At 65.7% G+C, this 22,996-nt stretch carries 18 protein-coding genes and 1 riboswitch; of the genes, 15 read left to right on the top strand and 3 right to left on the bottom strand.

Features of this window, described 5'->3' with window-relative positions:
* The first annotated feature begins 43 nt into the window (after positions 1 to 43).
* Positions 44 to 469: a YybH family protein gene (locus tag ACETMP_RS07580; protein WP_375160474.1), complete on the top strand. Its 426-nt coding sequence runs from the start codon at positions 44 to 46 to the stop codon at positions 467 to 469.
* Between the two features lie 22 nt (positions 470 to 491).
* On the opposite strand, the gene ACETMP_RS07575 is transcribed toward ACETMP_RS07580, so the two are convergent.
* Positions 492 to 2,675 (bottom strand): transglycosylase SLT domain-containing protein, encoded by a 2,184-nt coding sequence (locus ACETMP_RS07575; protein WP_375160473.1) that lies wholly within the window; start codon positions 2,673 to 2,675, stop codon positions 492 to 494.
* A 318-nt stretch (positions 2,676 to 2,993) separates the two neighbouring features.
* On the opposite strand from ACETMP_RS07575, the gene ACETMP_RS07570 reads away from it, so the two are divergent.
* The 8 genes from ACETMP_RS07570 (at position 2,994) to ACETMP_RS07535 (ending at position 12,524) form a co-directional block, all read left to right on the top strand.
* Positions 2,994 to 4,730, top strand: a complete 1,737-nt coding sequence (locus tag ACETMP_RS07570; RefSeq protein WP_375160472.1) for an adenylate/guanylate cyclase domain-containing protein — start codon at positions 2,994 to 2,996, stop codon at positions 4,728 to 4,730.
* Between the two features lie 105 nt (positions 4,731 to 4,835).
* Positions 4,836 to 5,006: a hypothetical protein gene (locus ACETMP_RS07565; protein ID WP_375160471.1), complete on the top strand. Its 171-nt coding sequence runs from the start codon at positions 4,836 to 4,838 to the stop codon at positions 5,004 to 5,006.
* Positions 5,007 to 5,156: 150 nt separating this feature from the next.
* Entirely contained in the window at positions 5,157 to 5,369 is a 213-nt protein-coding gene (locus ACETMP_RS07560) for a hypothetical protein (protein WP_375160470.1), read from the top strand.
* Between the two features lie 108 nt (positions 5,370 to 5,477).
* Positions 5,478 to 5,741: a hypothetical protein gene (locus ACETMP_RS07555; RefSeq protein ID WP_375160469.1), complete on the top strand. Its 264-nt coding sequence runs from the start codon at positions 5,478 to 5,480 to the stop codon at positions 5,739 to 5,741.
* A 39-nt stretch (positions 5,742 to 5,780) separates the two neighbouring features.
* Positions 5,781 to 5,995: riboswitch (cobalamin riboswitch) on the top strand.
* 113 nt (positions 5,996 to 6,108) lie between these two features.
* Positions 6,109 to 8,346: a TonB-dependent receptor gene (locus tag ACETMP_RS07550; RefSeq protein ID WP_375160468.1), complete on the top strand. Its 2,238-nt coding sequence runs from the start codon at positions 6,109 to 6,111 to the stop codon at positions 8,344 to 8,346.
* A gap of 1,642 nt (positions 8,347 to 9,988) precedes the next feature.
* A complete protein-coding gene (locus ACETMP_RS07545; RefSeq protein WP_375160467.1) occupies positions 9,989 to 11,239 on the top strand; it encodes a dihydroxy-acid dehydratase in 1,251 nt (416 codons plus the stop codon).
* Positions 11,124 to 11,663, top strand: coding sequence for a dihydroxy-acid dehydratase (locus ACETMP_RS07540; protein ID WP_375160466.1), 540 nt, complete (start codon positions 11,124 to 11,126; stop codon positions 11,661 to 11,663). The genes ACETMP_RS07545 and ACETMP_RS07540 overlap by 116 nt, the downstream gene beginning before the upstream one ends.
* A gap of 33 nt (positions 11,664 to 11,696) precedes the next feature.
* Positions 11,697 to 12,524, top strand: a complete 828-nt coding sequence (locus ACETMP_RS07535) for a tetratricopeptide repeat protein (RefSeq protein ID WP_375160465.1) — start codon at positions 11,697 to 11,699, stop codon at positions 12,522 to 12,524.
* A gap of 124 nt (positions 12,525 to 12,648) precedes the next feature.
* On the opposite strand, the gene xth is transcribed toward ACETMP_RS07535, so the two are convergent.
* Positions 12,649 to 13,446 carry an exodeoxyribonuclease III gene (xth, locus tag ACETMP_RS07530; protein WP_049820088.1) on the bottom strand — a complete coding sequence of 266 codons (798 nt, stop codon included), beginning with the start codon at positions 13,444 to 13,446 and terminating at the stop codon, positions 12,649 to 12,651.
* 134 nt (positions 13,447 to 13,580) lie between these two features.
* Between xth and ACETMP_RS07525 the strand changes: the two genes are divergently transcribed.
* Positions 13,581 to 15,923 carry an ATP-binding protein gene (locus ACETMP_RS07525; protein ID WP_375160464.1) on the top strand — a complete coding sequence of 781 codons (2,343 nt, stop codon included), beginning with the start codon at positions 13,581 to 13,583 and terminating at the stop codon, positions 15,921 to 15,923.
* Between the two features lie 4 nt (positions 15,924 to 15,927).
* Here ACETMP_RS07525 and erpA read toward each other — a convergent pair whose 3' ends face one another.
* Complete coding sequence (gene erpA / locus ACETMP_RS07520) at positions 15,928 to 16,257, bottom strand: iron-sulfur cluster insertion protein ErpA (RefSeq protein ID WP_375160463.1); 330 nt, start codon at positions 16,255 to 16,257, stop codon at positions 15,928 to 15,930.
* 129 nt (positions 16,258 to 16,386) lie between these two features.
* Here erpA and ACETMP_RS07515 point away from each other — a divergent pair, with 129 nt between their 5' ends.
* The 5 genes from ACETMP_RS07515 to ACETMP_RS07495 all read left to right on the top strand — a co-directional run bounded on the left by ACETMP_RS07515 (position 16,387) and on the right by ACETMP_RS07495 (position 22,982).
* Positions 16,387 to 17,583 (top strand): deoxyguanosinetriphosphate triphosphohydrolase, encoded by a 1,197-nt coding sequence (locus tag ACETMP_RS07515; RefSeq protein WP_375160462.1) that lies wholly within the window; start codon positions 16,387 to 16,389, stop codon positions 17,581 to 17,583.
* Between the two features lie 9 nt (positions 17,584 to 17,592).
* Positions 17,593 to 19,383: an arginine--tRNA ligase gene (gene argS, locus ACETMP_RS07510; RefSeq protein WP_375160461.1), complete on the top strand. Its 1,791-nt coding sequence runs from the start codon at positions 17,593 to 17,595 to the stop codon at positions 19,381 to 19,383.
* 140 nt (positions 19,384 to 19,523) lie between these two features.
* Positions 19,524 to 21,071, top strand: a complete 1,548-nt coding sequence (locus ACETMP_RS07505) for an SPOR domain-containing protein (protein ID WP_375160460.1) — start codon at positions 19,524 to 19,526, stop codon at positions 21,069 to 21,071.
* 46 nt (positions 21,072 to 21,117) lie between these two features.
* Positions 21,118 to 22,146, top strand: coding sequence for a beta-N-acetylhexosaminidase (gene nagZ, locus ACETMP_RS07500; RefSeq protein ID WP_375160459.1), 1,029 nt, complete (start codon positions 21,118 to 21,120; stop codon positions 22,144 to 22,146).
* Positions 22,143 to 22,982 (top strand): segregation and condensation protein A, encoded by an 840-nt coding sequence (locus tag ACETMP_RS07495; protein WP_375160458.1) that lies wholly within the window; start codon positions 22,143 to 22,145, stop codon positions 22,980 to 22,982. The genes nagZ and ACETMP_RS07495 overlap by 4 nt, the downstream gene beginning before the upstream one ends.
* The last annotated feature ends 14 nt before the right edge of the window (positions 22,983 to 22,996 follow it).

Below are 22,996 nucleotides of genomic sequence, written 5' to 3'. Positions count from 1 at the left end.
TTATCTGCAGCATCGGGGCTGACTTCACGAAGGAGACGTCAATATGGGTTCCCCGGCGCCTGAACTCAGCAATCTGTGGCTCGCCCGCGCCTTCAACGCGCAAGATGTCGACGCTGCAGCGGCCCTCTATCATCCGGAAGCTTCGATCGTGCAGGTCGACGCGGTGCACGGAGGCACCAAGATCGCGCGCGGCGCGGACGCGATCCGGGCCACCATGGCGTCCTATATCGCGCTCAAGCCCCACATGGACGTCGTGACCCACCACACGACCATCTCGGGCGATTTCGCGATGACGCGTTCGCAATGGCTCATTACTGGCCAGGCGGAGGACGGGAGGCCGATCGAGGTGCATCATCACGGGATGGAGGTTCACCGTAGGGGCGACGACGGCACGTGGTATTTCTTTCTGGATCACCCATTCGGCGCGGATCCGTCCTGGGCGGTCCCTCGTCCGCCTGAGACGGAGTGACAGGACACACGAGAAAAGGCGTTCAATCCACCGGCATCGCCGTGGCGCTGGCGTCCTTCGTCACGACGCGTTCGTCGCTCTTGCCGGCGACCATGCTGCTATCCTCGAACCGCGCGCGATAGACCAGTACGTTCTCGATCACGCGCTGGACGTAGTTGCGCGTCTCCGACAGCGGGATGCGCTCGACCCAGTCGACCGGGTCGACCTTGGGATCCCGGGGGTCGCCGCGCGCCTGCACCCAATCGCGCACGCGACCGCGGCCGGCATTGTAGCCGGCGAAGGTCATGATCTGATTGCCGCGATATTCCGAGAACAGCGCGCTGAGCTCGGCGGCGCCCATCTGCGTGTTGTAGACGGGATCGGAGACCATCCTGTCCCAATCGTAAATCAGGCCGAAGCGCTTCGCGGTGTCGCGTCCCGCTTCCGGCGTCACCTGCATCAGCCCGACCGCGTTGGCATGCGACTTGTCGCGCTGCTCGAACGAGCTCTCGGTGCGCGCCACCGAATAGATCACGCTGGTCTCGATCGCAGGCGCGACCTGCCGGTGCTCGGGGATGCCGATAGTGGGAAAGGCGTAATGGTCGAGCGCGAGCCCGCGCGCCAGCGCCGTCTTGCCGACCTCCAGCATCACGCGGGCATCGTTGCGACGCCGGGCGAGCTCGCCGAGCGCTTCGAGCGCGGCGACGTCGGTGCTCTCCTTGGCAAAGTCCTCGGCGTAATAGAACACCAGGTCGCGCTCGCCGATGCCGTAGAGCATGTCGGCGGCGCGCACGCGCTCGTCCGCGGGTGGCGTATCTGCCGCGGCCAGGACGAGCGAGGGCGCTCGCAGCTCGACGCGGTCGAGGCCGAGCTTGGCGCGCGCCAGCTGGCCGTAATAGGCGGTCGGATAGCGCGAGGCCGCCCGATAGCTCATGCGCGCATCGTCCGCAGCACCCATCGCCTCGGCGGCGCGGCCGCGCCAGTAATGGGCGCGCGACAGCGCGATCGGATTGGACGAGCCCTCGTCGACAGCGACGAAGTGCACCATCGCCGTCCTGGGATCGTCGAGAAAGCGTAGCGCGATCCAGCCGCACATGAAATGATAGTCGACGCGATAGACTTCCTTGTCCGGCACGGCGGCCGTGCGCACCACGTCATAGGCGGTTTTGAACTTGCCCTGGTCGAGCAGCTTGCGCGCAAGCATGCGCCGCTCCCGCCACCAGGCATCGGTGTCCTGGGCCGCCATGGTCTCGGGCGCGGCGGCCAGGATCACCTCGGCGGCATCGTCGATACGATCGTTCTGGAGATGCCATTTGGCGCGGCACAGCACATAGCCGAGATCGCGCCGCGCTTCGCTCGGGACGTCCTCGAGATAATCCTTGGCCTTGCTGGCCTTGCCGGTTACGGCGGCGCAGGCCTTGACGATCGCGAGCGCGTCCTCGCCGAGCCGTTTCGCGGCGCGCCGCGCCGCCGCGTAGTCCTTGGCGCCGAGCCGCTTGTCCATGCGGGCGCGATGATCGTCGGCGGTGAGGAGATCTGCGAACGCGTCGTAGGAATCCTGCTCGCTGCGCTCGGACAATTCGTCCGTGCGCCAGGCCTCGCGCACCAGATGCGCGGCCCGGTCGGTATCGCCCTCGGCGCGCAGCACGCGGGCGAGCGCGAACTTGCCCTTGGCGCTGATCGGGCGGTCCATGGTGAATTTGTGCACGGTGGCAGCATCGCTCTTCTCCTGCCACAGCCGCGCCTCGGCACGGCGGCGCAGCAGCGTGCGGCGGCTCGGCCAGTCCGGATTGGCGGTGAGGAACGCGGCGTAGCGCTTGAAATTCGCCGTGCTCTCGGAATGGCGCAGCATGAACCAGTCCGCGAGCTTCTGCCCGGCGGGATCGGCAATGCGGTCGCGCGCCGCGCTGGCATCCTCGCCCTTGCCCTTGCGCGTGAGGTCGATCGCGTCCTTCAGCGCGGCGAGGTCGCCGGTCAGCGGCGGCAACGCCGGTTTGCTGGAAGGCTCGTTGGTGGTCTTCGACTTGCGCTTGGCCTCGGCATGTTTGCCGTGGCGCGACTTGGCCGAGGACTTCGCCGCGGCGTGACGCTGCTTGCCGGCTTTCGCCTCATGCGTCTTCTTCGGCGTGGAGGATTTGTGACTGCTTTTTGCCGCCAGCCCGGTGGGAAGGAGAGCCAATGCGGCCACGGCAACGACACACGCGAACGAGCGTAGGCACTGGTTCATTCCATGGTCCCCCTGCGAAACCACCACAAACCAAGGTCCGCGACGACATGCGGCTTGAGAATCAAGGCACCGGATCCGATGCCACGGCATCGTCTCGCAGTCCTCACGCTGTCGCAACATTGCGGCGAAATACGGATGTGATGCGGGAACTCCGGGGAACTGAGGCGCTGGCCGCCCTTTAACCTTTGTTAACGATCCGGACGTGCGCGACGGCGAGGCCGGATCGAGGCGCTGGAAGGAACCAGATTGCGCGTGTTCCCGCAGCTGGGTCGGTGTATGGAGTTCCCTCCTGCATCCTTTTGGCCTTTGCCCGCAGCTATGCCCATTTTCAACCAGTCGATCCGGCACAAGATCGTCGGCATCGCCCTCGGACTGATCGTCCTGATGCTGGTCACCTCGATCCTGTCGATGGTGATGTCGAGCCAGGTCGGTGTCCTTCTGGACGAGCTGACCAATCGCTACATCCCGGCCTATAGCCATCTGGCCCGCGCCAACATCCACTCGCTGGAGCGGGCGCTGGCGCTGCGGCGGATGGTCATGACCAGGATGGAGGCGCCATCGGACGAGCAGGCCTATGCGGCGCGCCTTCGCGACTTCGAGGAATCCGACCGCAAGATCGAGGAGGGCGCCGAGGCCGCACGCAAGCTCATCAACGCGATCATCGACGACCCCAGGACCTATTCCGACAATGCCGCGCTGGGGCGGATCGATATCCGCATCGAGACCGCCGTCACCGAGCTGCGCCGCGACCTGAATGAGGACCATGCGAAGCTGCTCAAGCAGGTCGACGCCAGGCAGATGACGGAGGCCCGCGGCACGCTGGAGCACATCGACGTGGTGCGCGACCAGTTCAACCGCAAGGTCGATGCGATCCGCGCCGACATGCTGACGCAGGTCTTCTTCTCGACATCGCAGGTGATCAGCCGCCAGCATCAGGCGATCGTCGTCTCGGGCGTCGTGACGCTGCTCGCGGCGATCGTCGGCTTCGTCTTTGCGCTGATGGTATCCAGCGGCATCACCCGCCCGGTGCGGCTGCTGCTCGCCGGAACCCGGGAGGTCGAGGCAGGCCGCTTCGACAAGACCATCACCGTCTCCACCCAGGACGAGATCGGCGAGCTCGCCGCGGCCTTCAACCGCATGACCGAGCAGCTCCGGCACAACGAGCGCATCCGCGAGACCTTCGGCCGCTACATCGATCCCAAGGTGGTGCAGGGGCTGATCGACCGGCCGGAGATCGCGATCGACGGCGAGCGCCGGGTCATGACCATCATGTTCTGCGACATGAGCGGCTTCACCTCGATGAGCGAGGGCATGACGCCGCGCGGCCTCGTCAAGGTGATGAACCACTATTTCACGGTGATGTCCGCACCCGTCAGGAACAATCGCGGCATCATCGACAAGTATATCGGCGATGCCATCATGTCCTATTGGGGGCCGCCCTTCATCGAGGAGAACGAGCAGGCCCTCCTGGCCGGCATCGCGGCGATCGAGATGGCCGACCAGGTGCCCGCGCTGCAGCGGCAGCTGCCCGACCTGCTCGGCATCCGCGCCATGCCCGCGCCGTGCGATTTGCGGATCGGCATCGCCACCGGCGAGGTGCTGACCGGCAGCATCGGCTCCGAGCTGATGATGAGCTTCACCGTGATGGGCGATGCCGTGAACCTGGCCTCGCGGCTGGAAGCGGTCAACAAGGTCTACGGCACCCGCATCCTGATCTCGCAGGCCACCGCCGAGGCGATCGGATCGCGGCTCGAGCTGCGCGAGATCGATCGCCTGGCGGTCGCCGGCCAGAGCGCGCCGCAGCCGATCTTCGAGGTGATGGCGAGGGCGGGAACGCTCACCGATGCGCAAGCCAGCCTGCGCACGCACTATGCCGAGGCGCTCGCCGCCTATCGTATCAGGCGCTTCGATGCGGCGCGCGCTGCCTTCAACGCGGCCCTCGAAGCCGTTCCCGGTGACGGGCCCTCGCGCACGATGCTCGGCCGCATCGCGCAGCTCGAGGCGAGCCCGCCCGACGAGGGATGGGACGGCGCCTGGCGTCTCGACAGCAAATAGGCTGCCGCACCGGAAAAATTGCTTCTGCTCGATAACGATGTTCGCCGTGACCTATTTCCCGGGCTTAGGTTTGACGTCCTTGAGGCGTTTGATGGGGACACGCCGATGCCAGAACTTCAGGACAGGCTGGAACGGTTTGAGACGCTCACCGCCGAATGCGAGCTGATCGCCAAGCTCGCCACCGACGCCAGCAAGCGCGAGTTCTATCTGAAGCTTTCGGAGCAGTACCGGCAGTTGGCGCTCGACATGCGGCAGGCGATCGCGGCCGCGGCCTGAGGCCGGCTGCAATCCGTTCTTAAGGTTTGGCGCGCATCCTGATGGCATGCGGGCGTCGCTGATCGGCGGTGCCCGTGGTGGGAAGGCCGGAGTTCGCTGCAATGCAGCGCGCACCGGAACGTCATTGTCGTGCTAGACAGGGCAAATCCCATGCGCCTCGTTGCTGTGATCGTGTTCGCGCTCATGACGGCGGCCTGCGACCAGGAGCAGGACATCACCGGCTCGACGACGCCGGCCTGCCCCTTGCGGAACTACAGCTACAATCCCCGCGACATGAACCAGTGCGTTAACGCCTGCAAGGCATGCGATCGCGGCACCACCGTCACCTGCTCGACCTCCTGCACCCTCAAGGGCGCGCGCTGAGCGCGTTGGCGGCTGCCTCCGGAGCTGGCTCTCGCAATCGGCGGTGCTTAGGCACCGGAACGATTCACTTGGGTTAATCATTGAAGAGGCGGCAGGACGTGGAGTCCGATGGAAATGGGTATGCTCGATCCCGGTCGATTTCTGGTGTCGTGCTCGCATTGCGAGGCCTGGCCGATGGCCGCCAATGTGAAGCGGTCGAGCTGGTCGGCGTCTCCGCATGAGGTCCGCTTTGTCTGCACGCGCTGCCGCCGCGAGGAAACCGCGATCGTCTCGGCCTCCGGCGAACTGACCCCGATCAAACGCATCGATGTTCCGCCGCGCGACGTCACGGCCGCCTGGGCCCAGGCGCAACGTCCTCGCGGACGGACCTGAGCGCCGCCCAACGGTCGATTGACACTCTGCCGGAGCGACACGTAAATGGCCGGCGACGGTTCTCCCCAGGGAGATCAAAAGGGAATGTGGTGCGGGACGTCCCAATGCCGGGATCTGTCTCAACGCCACGGCTGCCCCCGCAACTGTAAGCGGTGAATCTTTCGTCCTGTGCCACTGGGAACCTCGGTCCTGGGAAGGCGACGTAAGGTAACGACCCGCGAGCCAGGAGACCTGCCGTCAGCCGTGGTCACACGCGAAGATGTCGGTCGGGGAGTACAGACATTGGCTTTACCGGAGCGGTCCGCCGCTCTGCCGTGAAACCTCGTTCGCTGTGACGTGCCACTGACGTCATACCGAGGTGACAACATTGTCCCGTCTCATTTCTGCCGCCCGGCGCCTTGGCGCCGGTCTGTTCGCATCCATCTCGCTCCATTCGCTGGATCTATCCACCGCCTTCGCCCAGCAGGGGCTTGCCGAGCAATTGCCGCCCATCGAGGTGAGCAAGTCCGACGATCGGAACCGGACGCGGGCGAGGGCGATCGGTGAGGGCGATGCGACGCGGCTGCGGCGGGCCGCGAACGGCGCGCCGGCAGGCGATGGCACCGGCTCATCCGGCTCGGGCTTGGAGGCTGCCGCCGGCAGCGGCGGCATCGTCGGGGCCGCCACGACCGTCATCACGGCCGCGGATATCGCGCATTCGCCGTCGCAGACGCTTGCCGAGATCATCGCAACGCAGGTGCCGGGGGCCCAGATCACGACGTTCTATGGCGGCCAGATCGGCGCCAAGACCAGCGTGGACCTGCGCGGATTCGGCGCCTTTGCCATCGCCAACACGCTGGTGCTGGTCAACGGCCGGCGGCTCAACGACATCGACATGGCGCAGGTGGACCTCTCCACCATCCCGCTCAATTCCATCGAGCGCATCGAGATCACGCGCGGCAATTCCGGAGCGGTGCTCTACGGCGACAACGCGGTCGGCGGCGTGATCAACATCGTCACCAAGACCGGCGCCGGCGGACCGCCCGCGACCGCGCGCATCGAGGCCGGCTTCGGCTCGTTCAACACCAGGCTCGGCAACGTCTCGACCTCGCTCAATTCCGGTCCGTGGTCGACCTCGTTCTACGGCAATACCGCCAGGACCGACGGCTATCGCGACAACAATCGCTATTCGCAGCAGAACGGCGTCGGCAATCTCAACTACACCACGCCAGGCCTGAGCGCGTTTCTCACCGTCACCGGCGATAATCAGGAGCTGCGGCTGCCGGGCGGCCGCACCGTCGATCCCTCCATCGGTCTCGACGAGCTCACCACCAATCGGCGCGGCACCAGCACGCCGTTCAACTACGCCAACCAGCAGGGTTTTGGCGCGACTGCCGGCTTCACCAGGACGCTGGTCAACGGCGTCGATCTCATTGTCGACGGCGGTGTGCGTGACAAGAAGCAGCAGAGTGCGTTCTTCGCGAGCCCGACGCCGGTTCCGGCCTTCTTCACGTCGACTTATGTCGAGTCCCATCTGACGAATTGGTCGATCACGCCGCGGCTCAGCGTGAAGAGCCTGCTGCTCGGCCTGCCGTCGCAGCTCCTGACCGGCATCGACTATTACGATGCGAGCTTTGCGCAGCACCGCGGCGCCGGGCAGGGGCTCGCCGCCTGGCACAATTACGACCTCAGGCAGCAGACGGTCGCGGGTTATTTCCAGCACACATTGGGCGTGCTGCCCACGACCGACATCTCCTACGGCGCGCGGGTGCAGAACGTCCGTCTTGCGGCACGCGACAATTTCGACGCGGCGGCGCCGTTCAATGCTGACATCGGCGCGCTGCCGCTGACGAGCGACGAGACCCAATATGCGCTGCATCTCGGGGGCGAGCATCGTCTCAACGACGTCGTCTCGCTGTTCGCTCGCGCCGCGCGCGCGTTCCGCACGCCTGACGTCGACGAGCGCCTGTCCTCGGGGCCGTCCTTCGATCTCCTGACTTTCGCCGCGATCCCGCAAACGTTCCAGCTCAAGACCCAGACCTCGCAGGACATCGAGGGCGGTCTGCGCATCAGGGGCGGCGGTCTGCAGCTGCAGAGCAGTCTCTATCTGATGGACCTCACCAACGAGGTCCATTTCAACCCGGTCCTGTTCTACAACACCAATCTCGATCCGACCCGGCGCTACGGCTCGGAGACCAGTCTGTCCTATCGCGTCAACGACACCCTGCTGCTGCGCTCCGGCATGGCCTATACCCGCGCGGTCTTCCGCGAAGGCGCCTGGGCCGGCAACGACGTGCCGCTGGTGTCGCGCTATACGGCGAGTGCGGGTGTCAGCTGGAACATCTGGCAGAACTACGTGGTGCTCGATGCCACTGCGCGCGTCTGGAGCGAGCGGCGCATGGACAACGACCAGGCGGGCACCCAGAAGCCGATCCCGGCCGGCGGCACGATCGACCTCAAGCTCAGCGGCCAGTATGAGCGCTACTTCTGGTCCCTCGGCGTCAACAATGTGCTGAATGCGCTCTACTACGACTACGCCATCGCCAGCACCTTCACGGACGGCCGCTTCAGCGCCTATCCGCTGCCCGGCCGTACCTATCTGCTCAAGGCCGGCGCCACGTTCTGACTCCGGCGGGCTGTCAGATGCCTTCGGATGGACCAGCGTTTCGCAATGACGTTGCTGGAGAGAACATGTGCGCGCATCGCTCTCTTGCCCCGGACGCAGCGCAGCGCTTTTTTTGGCGGCGCGCTGCAGAGCCGGGACACGGCGCCTGGGGCTTCGTGATCGGCGCGGCTGCGCTCGTCGCCGCCTACGCGGTCAGCCGGGATGCGGCGGCGCGTGAGGTGGTAGCCCGGGTGAGCGTAGCGCTAAGGCACCTGCCTGTGTCGGCCTCTGTCAATCCTGTCCCGCAAAAAAGATTCCGCTTTACCGAAATTCGGTTTCGGCGTATACGTCGGCCATCCCGGCTCAACCAGGAGGGGCGATCTCGAGGTCGTCTTGATCGCGAGCCGGGCTTGCGGTGGACGCGGCAGCGTCGGCACGAGAGGTGTGGGCAGGGCGGGTAGTCCCTGTGAGCCCATGGCCGCGTGCAGACGAACGGCGCTGTTCAGTTCGTCGCGCCGACATTCGACGGCACCGTGCACGATGCCGTCGACCCTGTGGCGCGAACGAATGCGCGTACGGCAAAACCGTGTGGTCCTGGCCGTCGTTGCTACGGTCAAGCTTTTCGAAGATGCGCGCGAGTCCAACCGGGCGGACGGCATCGTCAATTCGAACGGCGAGGGAGGCCAGAAGGAAAGTTCGGCTCCCGGGAGAGCACGGCATAAGCCGTCCGACCATCGCGCAGGGAAGGCCGAGTGATCGGCACCACCTGTATGCTGCTGTGCGGTTCTTCCTGCGTGTGCATTTTCGCGCAGCGGACCGCGGGTGCGATGTCGGCACCCGGCCTTCCCTGCGCCCTCTTGGATTTGAGGGTGGAGTGATCAAGCAAAACTCGGGCGAATTGCGCCGCGAGGCTGCGAAGGCGTGTCTGCAACCACGTACTCAGTGTCATCGCCCGCCTTGTGCGCACTTGCGCACTGGGGCGGGCGATCCAGTATTCCAGAGGCCGCAGTAATTGAACCGAGAAGCCGCGGCGTACTGGATTCCCCGCCGGAGCCTGTCATCGGGCTCGCCGAAGGCGAGACCCGGTGGCGGGGAATGACAGTGGTGATGGGAGGAAATAGCCTACCGCCTCGCCCACACCGCTCTCGTGCCCCGGACACAGCGCCCCCGGCGATGCGAAGCATCGTCCGGTACGTTGCGCTGCAGGGCCGGGGCCCATGTCGCGGCAATGTGCCGTGTCGCCCTGGGTCCCGGCTCTGCACCGCAACGCTCTCGCGTCGCGGCTTGTCCGGCACACGAGAGTGCGGCAGAGCCGCCGACTCACTTTGCGTGCGCATCTCGACTTCAGTACGACCTCGGTACCTCACAAGAGTTGAAATCAGAGGTTGTGGATCGCTTTCCTTGCGAGGTATCCAAGTATGCCAACCCGTGTCTTCCCGGTAACGATTGTGCCGTCTACGCAACACTCGGTTCCGATTTAACCGTCATCACTGGTGGTTCGCATCACCGCCGCTTTTTGGCCACACCCAAACATGAATAAAATCGCACAGATGTTTGAAGGGCAGCGGCGGTCCCAAGGGGCGCTGGAAAATCCCAAGGTCGATTCAAATCTTGGCTCTGATTTTTCGGGTCTGAAAGGGTCGACCGGGGAAGCTGGTTTGCGATGGGCGCGAAGTTTGACAAGCAGAGGCTGCCGAGCCGTCACGTGACGGAAGGCCCTGCGCGCGCGCCGCATCGGTCCTACTTCTACGCCATGGGTCTGACCACCGAGCAGATCCACCAGCCCTTCGTCGGCGTCGCTTCGTGCTGGAATGAAGCTGCGCCCTGCAACATCGCGCTGATGCGCCAGGCCCAGGCGGTGAAGAAGGGCGTGGCCTCGGCCGGTGGCACCCCGCGCGAGTTCTGCACCATTACCGTGACCGACGGCATCGCCATGGGGCATGACGGCATGCGCTCGTCGCTGCCGTCGCGCGAATGCATCGCCGATTCCGTCGAGCTCACCGTTCGGGGCCACGCCTATGACGCCCTGGTCGGGCTCGCCGGCTGCGACAAGTCGCTGCCCGGCATGATGATGGCGATGGTCCGCCTCAACGTGCCCTCGATCTTCATCTATGGCGGCTCGATCCTGCCCGGCACGTTCCGTGGGCAGCAGGTCACCGTGCAGGACATGTTCGAGGCGGTCGGCAAGCACTCGGTCGGTGCCATGTCGGACGAGGACCTCGACGAGATCGAGCGCGTGGCGTGCCCCTCGGCGGGCGCCTGCGGCGCGCAGTTCACCGCCAACACCATGGCGACCGTCTCCGAGGCGATCGGCCTCGCACTGCCTTACTCGGCCGGTGCCCCGGCACCGTATGAAATCCGCGACGCGTTCTGCATGACCGCGGGCGAGAAAATCATGGACCTGATCGCGTCCAACATCCGGCCGCGCGACATCGTCACCCGCAAGGCACTGGAGAACGCGGCTGCCGTGGTGGCGGCCTCCGGCGGCTCGACCAATGCTGCGCTGCACCTGCCGGCGATCGCGCATGAGTGCGGCATCAAGTTCGACTTATTCGACGTCGCCGAAATCTTCAAAAAGACACCATATGTCGCGGATTTGAAGCCGGGCGGCCGTTATGTCGCCAAAGACATGTTTGAAGTAGGTGGCATACCGCTTCTGATGAAGACGCTGCTCGACAACGGCTTCCTGCACGGTGATTGCCTTACCGTCACGGGCCGCACGATCGCCGAAAACCTCAAGAGCGTGAAGTGGAATCCGCACCAGGACGTGGTGCACCCGGCGAGACAAGCCCATCACCGTGACAGGCGGTGTGGTCGGCCTGAAGGGGAATTTGGCGCCAGAAGGTGCGATCGTGAAAGTCGCGGGAATGTCCAACCTCAGGTTCACCGGTCCGGCCAGGTGCTTCGACCGTGAGGAGGATGCATTCGAGGCGGTCCAGAACCGCACCTACCGCGAAGGCGAAGTCATCGTGATCCGCTACGAGGGGCCGAAGGGCGGCCCCGGCATGCGGGAAATGCTCCAGACCACCGCGGCGCTGACCGGCCAGGGCATGGGCGGCAAGATCGCGCTCATCACCGACGGCCGCTTCTCCGGCGCCACCCGCGGCTTCTGCATCGGCCATGTCGGCCCGGAAGCCGCCATCGGCGGCCCGATCGGGCTGCTCGAGGACGGCGACATCATCGAGATCGACGCGGTCGCCGGTACCCTTAACGTAAAATTGAGCGACGCCGAGCTCGCCCAGCGCAAGACCAAATGGAGCGCTCGCGCGACTAACCACACGTCGGGTGCGCTCTGGAAGTATGCTCAGCAGGTTGGACCAGCGGTCGGGGGGCAGTGACCCATCCGGGCGGCGCGCACGAGAAACAGTGCTATGCGGACATCTAGGCGTGCCATAGTTGCGTTTGTGTTGGGGGCGAGTGCGCTGGCCGCGCCGGCGCTTGCCTTCGACGGCGCCCCGGTCAACCCGAAGGACGCGACCATCCCGGTCGTGACCAACTTGCCGGGGACCGCGGCGACGGTGCGCGGCAAGATCGCGCCGGCGGCTGTGCCGCAGGAGACCTCGCTCAGTGCGCTGCAATATGCGGCGGAGGGCGGCCACCCCATCGCGCAGTGGAAGCTCGGCCGCATGTACGCCAATGGCGACGGCGTCGCCCAGGACGATCTGCGCGCCTTCGAATATTTCAGCCGGATCGCCAACGCGCATGCCGAGGACAGCCCGTCGGCGCCGCAGGCGCAGATCGTGGCCAACGCCTTCGTCGCGCTCGGCCGGTACTATCTCAGCGGCATCCCGAACTCGAAGATCAAGTCGGATCCGGAGCGGGCGCGGGAGATGTTCTCCTATGCGGCGTCGTATTTCGGCAATGCCGACGCGCAATACGATCTCGCCCGGCTCTACCTGAAGACGCCGGACGCCTCGCGCGAGGATTTCCGCTATGGCGCGCGCTGGCTCGGTCTCGCCGCGCAGAAGGGCCAGCACCAGGCGCAGGCGCTGCTCGGCCAGATGCTGTTCAACGGCGACCGTCTGCCGCGGCAGGCGGCCCGCGGCCTGATGTGGCTCACCCTGGCGCGTGACAGCGCGGGCACGGAAGAGACCTGGATCAAGGAAAGCTACAACCGCGCCTTCGCCAAGGCCTCCGACGACGACCGCGCCATGGCCCTGCAAATGCTGGAGCAATGGGTGCAGGGGCGCAGGGAATAGTCACGGTCCCGTCGGGTGGGTAAAGGCGCAAAGCGCCGTGCCCACGATCTCGTCATGATCGGAGCAGGTGGTGGGCACGCTTCGCTTTGCCCACCCTACGGCAGGTGCGGCATCTCGGCGTGCGTCACGCCGCCTCGAGATCCAGATCCGCCCACACCGGCACGTGGTCCGACGGCTTCTCCCAGCCGCGCACATAGCTGTCGATCCCGACATTGGCGAGCTTGTCGCTGGCCTGCGGCGACAGCAGCAGATGGTCGATCCGCAGACCCTGGTTCTTCTGCCAGGCGCCGGCCTGGTAGTCCCAGAAGGTGTACAGCCCGCCCTCGTCGGTGACCGCCCGCAAGGCGTCGGTCAGGCCGAGGCCGAGCAGGGACTGAAAGCTCTCCCGCGTCTCGGTCTTGAACAGGGCGTCCTCGGTCCAGGCAGCCGGATTGTGCACGTCGCGGGCATGCGGGATGACGTTGAAGTCGCCGGCGAGGATCAGCGGCTCCTCGGTCTTGAGGCGCTCCTTCGAATAGTCAAGAAGCCGCGACATCCATTTGAGCTTGTAGGGATATTTCTCGGTCCCGACCGGGTTGCCGTTGGGCAGATAGAGGCAGGCGATGCGCAGCACGCCCGACTTGAGCGTCACCACGCCCTCAAGGAAGCGGGCGTGGGCATCCTCGTCGTCGCCGGCGAGCCCCGACTTGGTCTCGTCGAAGCGCAGCTTCGAGAGCAGGGCGACGCCGTTGAAGGTCTTCTGCCCGTGCGTGACCACGTTGTAGCCGAGCGCCTCGATCTCCAGCCGCGGAAAGGCCTCGTCGACGCATTTGATCTCCTGGAGGCAGACGATGTCCGGCTGGCATTCCCTCAGCCAGGTCAGCAGCAGGTCGATCCGCTGCCGGACCGAGTTCACGTTCCAGGTGGCTACTCTGATGGTCATGTCGGCGGGCTCCGGGCAGGGGCCATGGTTAGAACAAACTGCAAACGCGCCCGTCAAGGACGCCGCAAAATCTCCCACAAAATTAACCCGGCTTAAGCAGGCGGCAGGCCATTGATCGTCAAGGGGTTCCTCGGATGGGCTGGCCGGACAAGTCGATGAAGCGAACTGCGCTGCGTGACGGACTGATCGGCGCCTTCCTGTATTGGCTCGGCGGCTTCGAGATCGAGGACGGGCTGACCGCCGGCCTCAGCGAGCGCGAGATCCGCCGCATCCGCGCCAAGCAGATCGACGCCGTGACGCAGTTGATCCCGGTGACGATGGCGGTGACGATGCTGAACGTCGCCATCGTCCTGATCCTGTTCTGGGGGCACGGCTGGAACGACTTCCTCGCGATCTGGGGCCTGACGCTCGCCACCACCGCCTCGCTCGCGGTGCGCTCCTGGCGGAGGTCGCACCAGAACCCGCCGCAGGAGGCCTCGCCTCGCGCCGCGCGGCAGATGCTGCGGCAGGCGGCCTTCCTCGCCGCGATCTGGGGCGCGCTGCCGCTCGCGCTGTTCAGCCGCATCGAGCCGACCAGCCAGCTGATCCTGGCCTGCCTGATGGTCGGGATGATGTCCGGCGGCGCCTTCACGCTCTCGACCTTCCCGCGCGCCGGCCTCGTCTATCTCGCCACCATGACGGTCGCCTGCGCCGGCGCGCTGCTGCTCTGCGGCACCGGGCCCTACCTGGTGACGGCGGTGTTCCTGCTGCTGTTCGCATTCTTCATGGCGCGCAACATCGTCTCGCAGGGCAATCTCTTCCTCGGCAATATCAAGGCCCAGCTCGAGCTGGAGCGGCAGACCGAGATCATCTCGCTGCTGCTGAAGGATTTTCAGGCGAACGCCAGCGACTGGCTGTGGCAGACCGATGCCGAAGGACGCCTGGTCGACGTGCCCGACCGCTTTGCCGACGTCGCGCAGGTACCGTTGCCGCTGCTGAAGGGATCGTATTTCGCCGACGTGCTCGACATGCTCTGCCCCGAGGACAAGAGCGCGGCCTACAACGTCGTCGGCCTGATGGAGCAGAACGAGCCGCTGCACGAGATGAACCTCAAGGTCGTCGCCGGCGGCGAGGCGCGGCTGTGGTCGCTGACGGCAAAGCCGGCCTATGACCGCGAGGGCCAGTTCCTCGGTTATCGCGGCTTCGGACGCGACGTGACCGAGCGCTGGCGCGCGGAAAAGGCCGAGGCCGAGAGCCGTGCCAAATCCGATTTCCTCGCGGTGATGAGCCACGAGATCCGCACCCCCATGAACGGCGTGCTCGGGCTCGCCAGCATGCTGCTGGAGACCAAGCTCGATCCGGAGCAGCGCGAGGCGGTCACCACGATCCGCGAATCCGGCGACAATCTCCAGCGCATCCTCAACGACATTCTCGACCTGTCCAAGCTCGAGGCGGGGCGCTTCCAGTTCGAGGCGATCGATTTCACCCCGCAGATGCTGGTCGAGACCGTCGCCAACGTCGCGCGCGCGAGCGCCAAGAGCAAGGGCAAGAGCAAGGATTTGGCAATCAAGCTCGAGCTCGATCCGAACCTGCCGCCGACGCTGCGCGGCGACGTCGCGCGTATTCGCCAGGTGCTGCTCAACCTCGCTTCGAACGCGGTAAAGTTCACCGACGAAGGCGAGGTGACGATCTCTGCGACCTGTCAGGCGCGCCGTGACCTGCTGGCGACCGTGGAATGGGCGGTGACCGACAGCGGCATCGGCATCGCCCCCGAAAAGCTCGGCCAGCTCTTCAGCGACTTCGCGCAGGCCGACGCCTCGATCAGCCGCCGCTTCGGCGGCACCGGCCTCGGCCTGGCGATCTCCCGGCGCATCATCGAGCAGATGGGCGGCACGATCGGCGTCACATCGACGCCGGGGCAGGGCTCGACCTTCCGTTTCACGCTGGTGCTGCCCTGGAGCCAGGCGCAGGCATCCGACCAAACGTCGGAACGCGACGAGGCTGACGTGCTCAAGGCCCGCATCGCCGGCCTCGATCGGCCGCTAAAGGTGCTGGTCGCGGAGGACGATGCGGTCAACCGCATGGTCGTGAGCAAGATGCTAGGGGCCTTCGACGTCGACCTGCGGGTCGTCACCGATGGCGCCGAGGCCGTCGCGGCGGCATCCGAGGGCCATTACGACGTCGTGCTGATGGATGTGCGCATGCCCGACATGGACGGGCTTGCCGCCACCCGTGCGATCCGCGCGCAGGGCGGGCGCTTCGCAAGCCTTCCGATCGTCGCGCTGACCGCGAACGCTTTCCCCGAGGATGTCAGGATCTGCCGCGAGGCCGGCATGTCGGACTTCCTGGCCAAACCGCTGCGCAAGCCGGCGCTGGTCGCGGCCCTGCTGCGCGCGCTGGACGGCTACACGATGTCGGACGACGCGCCGCTCCAGCCGGACCTGATGCCGGTCGAAATGGAGTGGACGGACGAGGAAAGACAGGCGACCGGCACGTAGCCAGTCAGACCGAGAAGCTGGTGCCGCAGCCGCAGGACGCGGTGGCGTTCGGATTGTTGACGCGGAACGAGGCGCCGATCAGGTCGTCGACGAAATCGACCTGCGATCCCGCCAGGAAGGGCTGCGAGGCGGAATCGACCAGCACCACCGCATTCTCCTGCTCGATCACGAGATCGTCGTCGGTCCTGGCACGGTCGATGTCGAACTTGTACTGGAAACCCGAGCAGCCGCCGCCCTCGACCGAGATGCGCAGCATCGCGCCAGAGCCTTCGCCCTTGAGGATCTCTCCGATCCGGCGTGCGGCCCGGTCGCTGATGGTCACGGCAGTGGTCATTGTCGGTCTCCGATAGTCCGGTCGTCCCACGCGATACCCATTTCATTTGGTATCCCGCGTCCGGCATAGTTAAGTGCAAGGATACGCAGAATCAAATGGATAGGGACTAAATTCGTCGTGTCCGTCGGAATGGCAGCTCCCCGCGCGCCCTATGCCTGCGATCCCGACCGCAGCCGCGGCCGGCTGGTCGCGGAGCCGCCGAGCCGGACCCGCAGCCCGTTCCGGCGGGATTGCGACCGGGTGATCCATTCCACCGCGTTCCGCCGCCTGAAGTACAAGACCCAGGTGTTCGTGTTCCACGAGGGCGATCACTACCGCACGCGGCTGACCCATTCGCTGGAGGTGGCGCAGATCGCCCGCGCGCTGGCGCGGCAGCTCGGGCTGGACGAAGACCTCACCGAAACCTTGGCGCTTGCCCACGATCTCGGTCATCCCCCGTTCGGCCATGCCGGGGAGCGGGCGCTGGATGCCTGCCTGAAGCAGTTCGGCGGCTTCGACCACAACGCCCAGACGCTCCGCGTCGTCGCTTCGCTGGAGCATCGCTATCCCGAGTTCGACGGGCTCAACCTGACCTGGGAATCGCTGGAGGGAATCGTCAAGCACAACGGTCCGCTGACCGATCGCAGCGGCGCGCCGGTCGGGCGCTATCGTGAGCACGGCATTCCCGTGGGCATCGCCGACTACGTCAGGACCTACGATCTCGAATTGTGGAGCTTCGCCTCGCTGGAGGCGCAAGTCGCCGCCATCGCCGACGACATCGCCTATGACGCCCATGACATCGACGATGGCCTGCGCGCCGGCCTGTTCCATCTCGACGATCTCAAGGCGATGCCGCTCACGGCCGAGATCATCGCCGAGACCTCCGCGCATTATCCTGACCTCGAAGACTTCAGGCGCGGCGCCGAGCTGGTGCGCGAGCTGATCTCGCATCTGATCGGTGCGGTGTTCGCACAGGCGCAGAACAACCTGGCCGCGGTGAAGCCGCAATCGGCCCAGGACGTACGCCAGCAGAGCCGGGCCCTGGTCGCGTTCCCAGCCGAGGTCGCGGAGGAAGAGGCTGCCATCAAGGCCTTCCTCTACCAGCATATGTACCGCCACAAGCGGGTGATGCGGGTGATGGCGGAGGCCGAGCAGATCCTGTTCGACCTGTTCGCGAAATACCTGCAATCCCCTGGCGAGCTGCCGCCGGAATGGCTGCTCGGGGCCGAGGCGGACAATGAGGGCGACCGGGCCCGCCGGATCGGCAATTTCATTGCTGGAATGACCGACCGTTTCGCCCTGACCGAGCACCAGCGGCTCTTTGACTCGACCCCGGATTTGCGTTAGGCGGCGGCCATGCCCGACACATCCTCAGCACTGCATTTGTTCGCCGACGTGCTCGCACGCGTGCATGCCGCCTGCCGCGCGCTTGCGAAGGAGGCCAACTGGCCCGAGAGCATCGATTTCGCGCGCGTGGTGGTCGAGCCGCCGCGCGATGCCACTCATGGCGACATGGCGACCAACGCTGCCATGGTGCTGGCGAAAGAGGCAAAGGCAAAGCCGCGCGATCTCGCCGAGCAGATCGCCGAGCGGCTTCGGGCGGACGCGCTGATTGCCAAGGTCGACGTCGCCGGTCCCGGCTTCATCAATCTGACCTTGAGGCCGGCCGCTTGGGCCGAGGCGCTGCGGACGGTGCTGCGCGAGGCCGCCGATTACGGCCGCGTCCGCGGCGGCTCCAAGGTCAATGTCGAATACGTCTCGGCCAATCCGACCGGGCCGATGCATGTCGGCCATTGCCGCGGCGCCGTGTTCGGCGACGCGCTGGCGAGCCTGCTCCAGTTCGCCGGCCACGACGTCACGCGCGAATATTACATCAACGACGCCGGCGCCCAGGTCGACGTGCTCGCGCGCTCCGCCTTCCTTAGATATCGCGAGGCGCTCGGCGAGGACATCGGCGCGATCCCGGAAGGCCTCTATCCCGGCGACTACCTCAAGCCGGTCGGACAGGCGCTTGCGACCGAGCACGGCGACAAGCTCCTCGCGATGAGCGAGGCCGGATGGCTGCCGACGGTCCGCGCCAAGGCGATCGCGATGATGATGGACGAGATCAAGGACGATCTCGCCGCCCTCAACATCCGCCACGACGTGTTCTTCTCGGAGCGCTCGCTGATCGAGGGCGGCAACAACAAGGTTGCCGAGACCATCGATTTCCTGAAGGCCAAGGGCGACATCTACGAAGGTCGCCTGCCGCCGCCGAAGGGCGCCCCGGTCGAGGACTGGGAAGATCGCGAGCAGCTGCTGTTCAAGGCAACCGCCTACGGCGACGACGTCGATCGTCCGCTGATCAAGTCGGACAATTCCTACACCTACTTCGCCTCCGACATCGCCTACCACAAGAACAAGTTCGACCGTGGTTTTGCCGAGATGATCGACGTCTGGGGCGCCGATCATGGCGGCTACATAAAGCGCATGCAGGCGGCGGTGAAGGCGACGACGTCGGGCAAGGGCTCGCTCGACGTCAAGATCGTCCAGCTCGTCAAGCTGCTGCGCAATGGCGAGCCGGTTAAAATGTCGAAGCGGAGCGGGGACTTCGTCACCTTGCGTGAGGTGGTGGATGAAGTCGGCCAGGACGCCGTCCGTTTCATGATGCTCTATCGCAAGAACGACGCGGTCCTCGACTTTGACCTCGCCAAGGTGATGGAACAGTCGCGCGACAACCCGGTGTTCTACGTGCAGTACGGTCACGCCCGCGGCCACTCGATCTTCCGCAACGCGCGGGCCGAGGTGTTCCCGGAGCTTCCCGAGGCTGCCGGCGACCGAATCGCCTGGCTCAGTGAGTCGGCGGTGGAACGGTTATCGGATCCGGTCGAGCTTGAACTTCTCAAGCGCCTCGCAATATATCCTCGTATGCTCGAAGCCGCCGCAGCGGCCCACGAGCCGCACCGAATTGCCTTTTATCTCTATGATTTAGCCAGCGAATTTCATGCACTTTGGACGAAGGGGCGCGATTTGCCCTATTTACGCTTCATTATCAATAATGATGCAGATCTAACAAAGGCGCGGCTGGCCATGGTCCAGGGCGTCGTCTCGGTTCTGGCATCGGGCCTCGCCATCCTCGGCGTCCATGCTCCGAACGAGATGCGGTAGTTTGGGGCGAACTACTTAAGGGGAATTCGGGGGTAACCGGCAGAAGCCGGATCGCTTAGACTTGGTTGAAAGCCTTGTGGGTCGAAAGCCGTGCCTTGGTCGAGGGGCGCGCGGCTTTCCCGAAGGGACGCATCATCACGATGGCCGAACGATATCAGGACAGACCGTTTCCTTCCGATGACTATGGTCGCGGTGGCGACCAGCATGGCAGGACGGACAGCGATCCCTTGGCTGAACTCGCCCGCTTGATCGGACAGACCGATCCTTTCGCTGCGCAGGCGCGGCCCGGTGCGCGTCCGCCGGCAGCATCTCCGCCCGGCCAGAGCTATCAGGACGACGATTATCGGCAGGACGATGATCAGCAGGACTATGCTGAGCCTGCACCGCCCGGACCGCCCTCATGGATGCGGCGCGCCAATGTGCAGCCGCAGCCGGCACCCGCAGAGCCCGACTATCCGGTCACCGTCAATCCGGTTCATCCGTTGCATCGCTATTCGGCCCCGCCCGCGGTGCCGGAGCCTGAACTTCGTCAGCCGCAAGCCCATCACGATCACGCCTATCAGGATCACGCCTATCAGGATCACGCCTATCAGGATCAGGCCTACCAGCAGCAGGCCGCCCATCAGGAGCCGTATCAGCAGCAGCCCGATCCGTCGCGCTACGACGATGCGCTCTATGGCCGGCTCGAGGCGGGCGAGCAGGATTATCAGCGTGAACCGGCCTATCCGGACGATCCTTACGCGTACCAGAGCGAGTATCCTGAGGAGGAGCTCGACGAGCCCAAGAAGCAGCGCGGCGGCATGATGACGGTCGCGGCCATCCTGGCGCTGGCGGTGGTCGGCACGGGCGCTGCCTTCGCCTACAAGACCTATATCGGCTCGTCCCGCAGCGGCGAGCCGCCGATCATCAAGGCGGACAACACGCCGACCAAGATCGTGCCTGCGCCGTCGGATTCCTCGACCAAGGTGCCGGATCGCATGGCGAGCGGCGATGGCACCGAGAAGATCGTGCCGCGCGAAGAGGCGCCGGTGGACGTCAACGCCAAGGCAGGCGGTCCCCGCGTGGTGTTCCCGCCGCTGAACCAGAATGCGAACCCGCCATCGGTTGCGAGCGTGTCGCCGTCCGCGCTGCCGCCCCCGGGTGCAAGCAACGGCACGCTGCCGAACAATTCGCCGCGTCCGATCAGGACTGTCGCCGTGAAGGGCGATCAAACCGACAGCGCCGCGCCGCAATCGGCAGCCGCCAAGCCCACGGCTGCGCCGAAGCCTGTGGCGGCGCCTGCGCCGGTTGCGCCGCGCAATCCGCCGACCTCGGCCAATGCCAGCGCCAATCAGCCGATGTCGCTGGCCCCGCAATCGGCTCCGGCGGCCGAGCCGCCGCAGCGGATGGCGGCGACCACTCCGACCCAGATCGCGCCCGCCGGCAGCGGCGGTGGCTACATCGTGCAGGTTTCCTCGCAGCAGAGCGAGGAAAGCGCCGCGGCGTCCTACCGCGTGCTTCAGAGCAAGTATGGCAGTGTGCTCGGCTCGCGCTCGCCGGTGATCAAGCGCGTCGACCTGACCGACAAGGGCAAGGGCGTCGTCTACCGCGCCTTCGCTGGTCCCTACGCCTCCGCGGAGGAGGCGACGCATGCCTGCAACAGCCTGAAGTCCGCCGGCCTGTCCGCCTGCTTCGTCCAGAGGAATTAACGGCCGTTTCCTTGACCCCCTCGCGGGTCAGGGTTAATCGGCCGTTATGAGCACGCGGGCCTTCATTACCGGCGTATCCGGAACGGAACTGACCGCCGTCGAGCGGGAGTTTATCCGCGAGCAGAGCCCATGGGGCTTCATCCTGTTCAAGCGCAATGTCGCCACACCAGCTCAAGTCGCTGCTTTGGTTGCAGAATTGCGCGATGCTGTCGGGGTTGCCGACGCGCCCGTCCTGATCGACCAGGAAGGCGGACGGGTGCAGCGGCTCGGTCCGCCGCACTGGCCGGTCTATCCGCCGGGCGCCGTGTTCTCGACCCTGTACGACACTGATTCGGTGCTTGGCCTCACGGCGGCGCGCCTTAGCGCCCGCCTGATTGCGGCTGATCTGGCCGATCTCGGCATTACCGTGGATTGCCTGCCGCTCGCCGACGTGCCGGTCGCGGGCGCCGATGCCGTCATCGGGAACCGGGCCTATGGCACCGAACCGGCCAAGGTCGCGGCGATCGCGCGCGCCGTCACCGAAGGACTGGAGCAGGGCGGCGTGCTGCCGGTCCTCAAGCACATTCCCGGCCATGGCCGCGCCACTGCGGACACTCATTTCAAGCTGCCGACGGTGGATACGCCGAGGGACGAGCTGGAACGGACCGACTTCGCGGCATTCAAGCCGCTGTCGGACCTGCCGATGGCCATGACTGCACATGTTGTGTTTAGCGCGGTCGACCCCGCCCATCCGGCGACGACATCTGCGACAATGATTGCTGACGTGATTCGCGGCGCAATCGGGTTCCAGGGTTTGTTGATGAGTGATGACGTGTCGATGAACGCGCTGTCGGGGACTATCGCCGAACGGACCCGCGCCATCTTCGCGGCCGGCTGCGATGTGGCCCTGCATTGCAACGGCGACATCGAGGAGATGCGTGCGGTCGCCGGCCAGACGCCTGTGCTGTCGGGCCGGGCGCTGGCGCGGGCGAATGCCGCCCTCGGCGCGCGCAAGGCGCCGCAGCCGCTCGACCGCGAGGCCGCACGCGCAGAGCTGGACGCATTGATCGCACGGACAACCACGGCATCCGCATGACCGCAGAAATTCTATCCTTCGAAACCGGGCGGCCCGCAGAGCTTGCCGAGGGTGAGCCGGCGTTGGTGGTGGACGTCGAGGGCTATGAGGGCCCGCTCGACCTGTTGCTCGCGCTGGCGCGGCAGCAGAAGGTCGACCTCGCCAAGATCTCGATCCTGGCCTTGGCCGATCAATATCTCCATTTCATCGAAGCCGCGCGAAAGATCCGGCTGGAGCTTGCCGCCGACTATCTCGTCATGGCGGCGTGGCTCGCCTTCCTGAAGTCGCGTCTGCTGCTGCCGGAGCCGCCGAGCGCGGAGGGCCCGAGCGCCGAGCAGATGGCGACCGCGCTCGCCAACCGCCTGCGCCGGCTGGAGGCCATTCGCGAGGCCGCCAACCGCCTGATGAACAGGCCGCAATTGCAGCGCGACATCTTCCCGCGCGGCGAGCCCGAGCAGATCGCCGAGATCAAGCATCCGAAATACACCGCGACGCTGTACGATTTGCTCACCGCCTATGCCTCGCAGCGCCAATCGCGCGTGCTGGCGAGCGTGCATCTGGCCAAGCGCACGGTGTGGTCGCTCGCCGAAGCACGCGCCACGCTGGAGCGGCTGGTCGGCAGCCTCAACGAACAGGACGATTGGGGCGTGCTGGACGATTTTCTGATCCGGCATGTCGCCGATCCCACCCAGCGCGCGACGGTGTTCGCCTCGAGCTTTGCCGCCGCGCTGGAACTGGTGCGCGAAGGTCAGCTGGAGCTGAATCAGAAAGAGGCGTTTGCGCCCATCTATTTCCGGAAGGGGCGCCCGAAACCGGTCCTGGACGCAGCTCCTGCGCCTGATGCGCCGGTCGCTTAAGTGCAAGAAGGAGA

Source organism: Bradyrhizobium dasycarpum (assembly GCF_042019905.1).
GTDB classification, from domain to species: domain Bacteria; phylum Pseudomonadota; class Alphaproteobacteria; order Rhizobiales; family Xanthobacteraceae; genus Bradyrhizobium; species Bradyrhizobium japonicum_B.
This window is presented reverse-complemented; position numbering and strand designations above follow the sequence as displayed.